Source organism: Xanthomonas sp. WHRI 6106, assembly GCF_040202405.1.
Lineage (GTDB): Bacteria > Pseudomonadota > Gammaproteobacteria > Xanthomonadales > Xanthomonadaceae > Xanthomonas > Xanthomonas cannabis.
The window spans coordinates 1-3,773 of record NZ_JBEGFC010000022.1 but is presented as its reverse complement, the minus strand read 5'-3'; the positions used below and the strand labels follow the sequence as shown (position 1 = coordinate 3,773).

2 protein-coding genes are annotated in these 3,773 nt (G+C 57.0%); both read left to right on the top strand.

Features of this window, described 5'->3' with window-relative positions:
- Window positions 1-96 precede the first annotated feature (96 nt).
- Window positions 97-405: a hypothetical protein gene (locus tag ABQZ09_RS19940; RefSeq protein ID WP_503019498.1), complete on the top strand. Its 309-nt coding sequence runs from the start codon at window positions 97-99 to the stop codon at window positions 403-405.
- Between the two features lie 108 nt (window positions 406-513).
- Window positions 514-3,773 (top strand): DUF6531 domain-containing protein (locus ABQZ09_RS19815; RefSeq protein WP_349777712.1); only part of this gene is annotated, 3,260 nt, incomplete at its 3' end.

Sequence of the window (3,773 nt, the reverse complement as noted above, 5' to 3'; positions counted from 1 at the left end):
GCCCAACAGCTGGCCAACATCGATATCATCAACCCCGGACTCTAAACCTGGCCGCTACTCAGGGCGGGGGGACGTCGCCGCATCGCCCACAAGGTGATGCTGAAGCATTGGCGCACGCGCCACCGCCGCCACGCCAACGTCCACGTCGCATTGGACCTGATCGCACCACTGGCCGCGAACGGCGCCCACGTCGACCAGATCGCCGACGCTCGCCGCATCCTGCAGCACCTATACACCCACATGCTGCCCGCACTACCGCCCAAATGCCGCCAGGCCTCATCCTCAACCGCATCGACGGCCGCAAATAGCTGCAGCCATGGGCATCTCGATCAAGACGGTGGAAAAGCACATCAGCCGCGCCGTGGCCGCGTGCAGGAATGCTTTCTAGTTGACGCCGATCAATAAGGCTTGACGAAGACAATTTCTGCGGGAGATGATAACGACGATTTTTAGCTGCGGCATCTTGATGCCGTCTGCAGCGTCGCCAGCTGCCAAAACTTGAAGGAATAGGACATGGAAGTTCTGAAGCCCCTGCGGCTGCGTCGTTACGCTTGCGCGTTGTTGCTGACCACTGTCTGCGGAGTCTACGCACAGGAGATCAAGCAAGAGTGGACGCTTGCTGCCAAGCATCCAGAAATTCCGACGACAACTATTGGCGCTTTCGACAATCAACATCGTGCAACTGAGGCCATGGCGCAGATCGCTGGCCCCAGCGATGCAGAGTATGCGTATCGTTTAGCTACGCACGTGAAAGAAACAAAAACAAACGAAGACCAGACAGTCACGCTCACATACTGGCTTGGTAACGATCAACCTTCCGATCCCGAATGGACGTTCTCTGCAGTAGATGGCTCTTACGCAACTGAAGCTGAGATGGTTGCACGTCTTCAGTCCTTCTATGGTGAATTGAATGAATGTGGCAAGGTTTCGCTGAAACCTGCAGGCGAATGGACGCCATATTCAGCTGAGTTCGAGGGTCGTTACGAGTCAAGAAATTTTGACATCACATCGAATGTAATTCTTTATGACGGAACGTGTTTCCCCATAGAGCACGCTGGGATCGGTAATCGCACTCGCAGGCTATTGTGTCCCGTGTATACAAACTGGAATGACGATTATCAGGCCTGTGTAAATCTGGAGATATTTGCCTATTTGACTGGACCCTCCTTGGAGGACACGTGTTCGGTTGGTAACCCTTGCGACGTAAAGACTGGAGAAAAGTCGCAGCCTGAACAGGACTTCGATCTTGGATGGATACGTCTCGTTCGAACGTTCCGGTCCTCGCAGGTTGGACGGCGATCGAACCTTGGGGCGGGCTGGTTCAACTCACATGAAATCAGTGTTTCTTCAAGTGGCTCTCACGCAATACTTGCTGAAGGAAACGGGCTTCAACGTAATTTCAAATCAGTCGGAAATTCTTTTATTGCTTCCGATGGCTCTGGGGATCGGCTTGAGAAAATAGCCAACGGGTGGAAGCTTTTTAGGTCGGATGCGGTTTCGGAATTTGATGCTACAGGCGCGTTGGGCTTGGTGTCGAAGGACGACGGTACTTATCTTCGATACGCGTACGATCGATCCTCGAGGTTGGAATCGATCACGCACTCGACCGGACGCAAGTTGGTTTTTAACTACGCTGATGGCTCCCGTTATGCCCAGCTTATTCGAGTTGCGCTGGACGGAGTTGCGTTGGCTACCTACGCTTACTCTGACACTTTCCCGGACAGCGCGGTGCTGCAGAGCGTGACCTACGCGGACGGCCGGGTCAGGTCGTATCTGTATGAAGACGTCAATTTTTACCGTTATCTGACTGGCGTAGTTGCGGAAGATGGAATGCGCTACAGCACATTCGCCTACAACGCTACGGGGCGTGTTGCGTCGAGCCAGCATCACGACGGCGCAGACGGTGTGACGCTTGATTACACCGATGGCGCCACCGTTGTAACCGACGCGTTGGGAAAACAGACGACATATACGCTGGGCCAGCGTTCCGCAGGTCCTAGAAAAATAGATGACGTCACCGACAGCGCAGGTACCCTCAGCAGCGACTATCTGGACGCAGGTGTTGATTTTCGTCGGCGCTTGAGAGCATCCACCGATCGTGCCGGGGTGATCACGCAACACGCATATGCCGAACTTGCGGATGCTGGCGTGCAAGTCAATGTGCATACGATTACCGAGGCGGCTGGTTTACCCAGTCAGCGAATCACAAGTACGCGCACCGCTGTCGACAGCAATCGATTGATGTCAGTTCAATCAAGTGACAGGAAAGTAGGCTATGTCCGAAATGCGCGACTGCAACCGCAGCAAGTCATCACGACCGACGTCGCAAGTGGTCAGACTAGAGTTCTCAGTATGAACTACTGCGAGGCAGCCGACGTGACTGCCGGTAGTGACTGTCCCGTACTTGGCTTACTAAAGTCCATCGATGGCCCGCGCACGGATATCGACGACCGTACGACCTACAACTACTACCCCATCGATGCCGCTGGGTGCCAGACCGGCACCGGACCGTGCCTGTACCGTAAGGGCGACCTCAAGCAAACCATCAACGCCCGCGGCCAGATCCGGGAGAATCTGAGCTATGACGCAGCGGGCCGCGTTCTTTCTGCCGTTGACGAAAACGGGGTGCTGACCGATTACAGCTACCACCCGCGTGGTTGGCTGGCATCGACCACGGTGCATGGCGCTGCTTCTGCGCAGAATCGCGTCACCACGTTCGAGTATTGGCCCAGCGGCTTGGTCAAGCGCATCACCCAGCCCGATGGCAGCTACGCCACGTTTGTCTACGACCAGGCCCAACGCCTCACCGATGTCACCGATACGCTGGGCAACACCCTCCATTACGTACTCGATAAGGCTGGCAATCGTCTGGAAGAGCAGACCAAGGACACGCAGGGTGCGCTCAAGCGCAGCTTGAGCCGTATTTACAATCAATTGGGCCAACTGGAAACGCAGGCGGATGCGGCCGCAAATCCCACCGACTATGCGTACGATGCAAACGGCAACCTGCGCTTGATCACCGACGCATTTGGCCGTAGCACGCTGCAAGAGCATGATCCGCTCGGTCGGCTTGCGCGCACGTTGCAGGATGTCGATGGCATCAAGGCCGAAACCAACGTGGGTTACGACACGCAGGATCGCCCGTTGCAGGTCAAGGACCCTAAACGTTTGGACACGCGCTACACGTACAACGGCTTTGGCGACACCCTGAAACTGACCAGCCCGGACACCGGCGTCACCAGCTATACCTACGACAGCGCCGGCAACCGCGCCACCCAGACCGATGCACGCGGTGTCACGGCCACCTACGCCTACGATGCGCTCAACCGTGTCCTGAGCATCAGCTACCCAACCGCCGCCTTCAATGTCAGCTATACCTATGACGTCACGCAGAGCGTGTGCGCCAGCGGTGAGACGTTCACCGTCGGGCGCCTGGCCAGGCTCCAGGATGGCAGCGGTACCACCCAGTACTGCTACAACCGCTTCGGCGAGGTGATGCGCAAGGTGCAGACGGTCAATGGCAAGGTGTTGGTGTTGCGCTACGACTACACACCTGGCGGCCGCCTGCGGTCGATGGTCTACCCGGACGGCACCACGGTCGATTATGTCCGCAACGCGCAAGGCCAGACGACCGAGGTTGGGGTGACTGCACAAGGCGGCAGCCGCCAACGTCTGCTAAGCGGAGCGACCTACCACCCGTTTGGGCCATCCTCCGGCTGGACGTATGGCAACGGCCGCAAACTGGCGCGCATGTACGATCTTGACTACCGCCC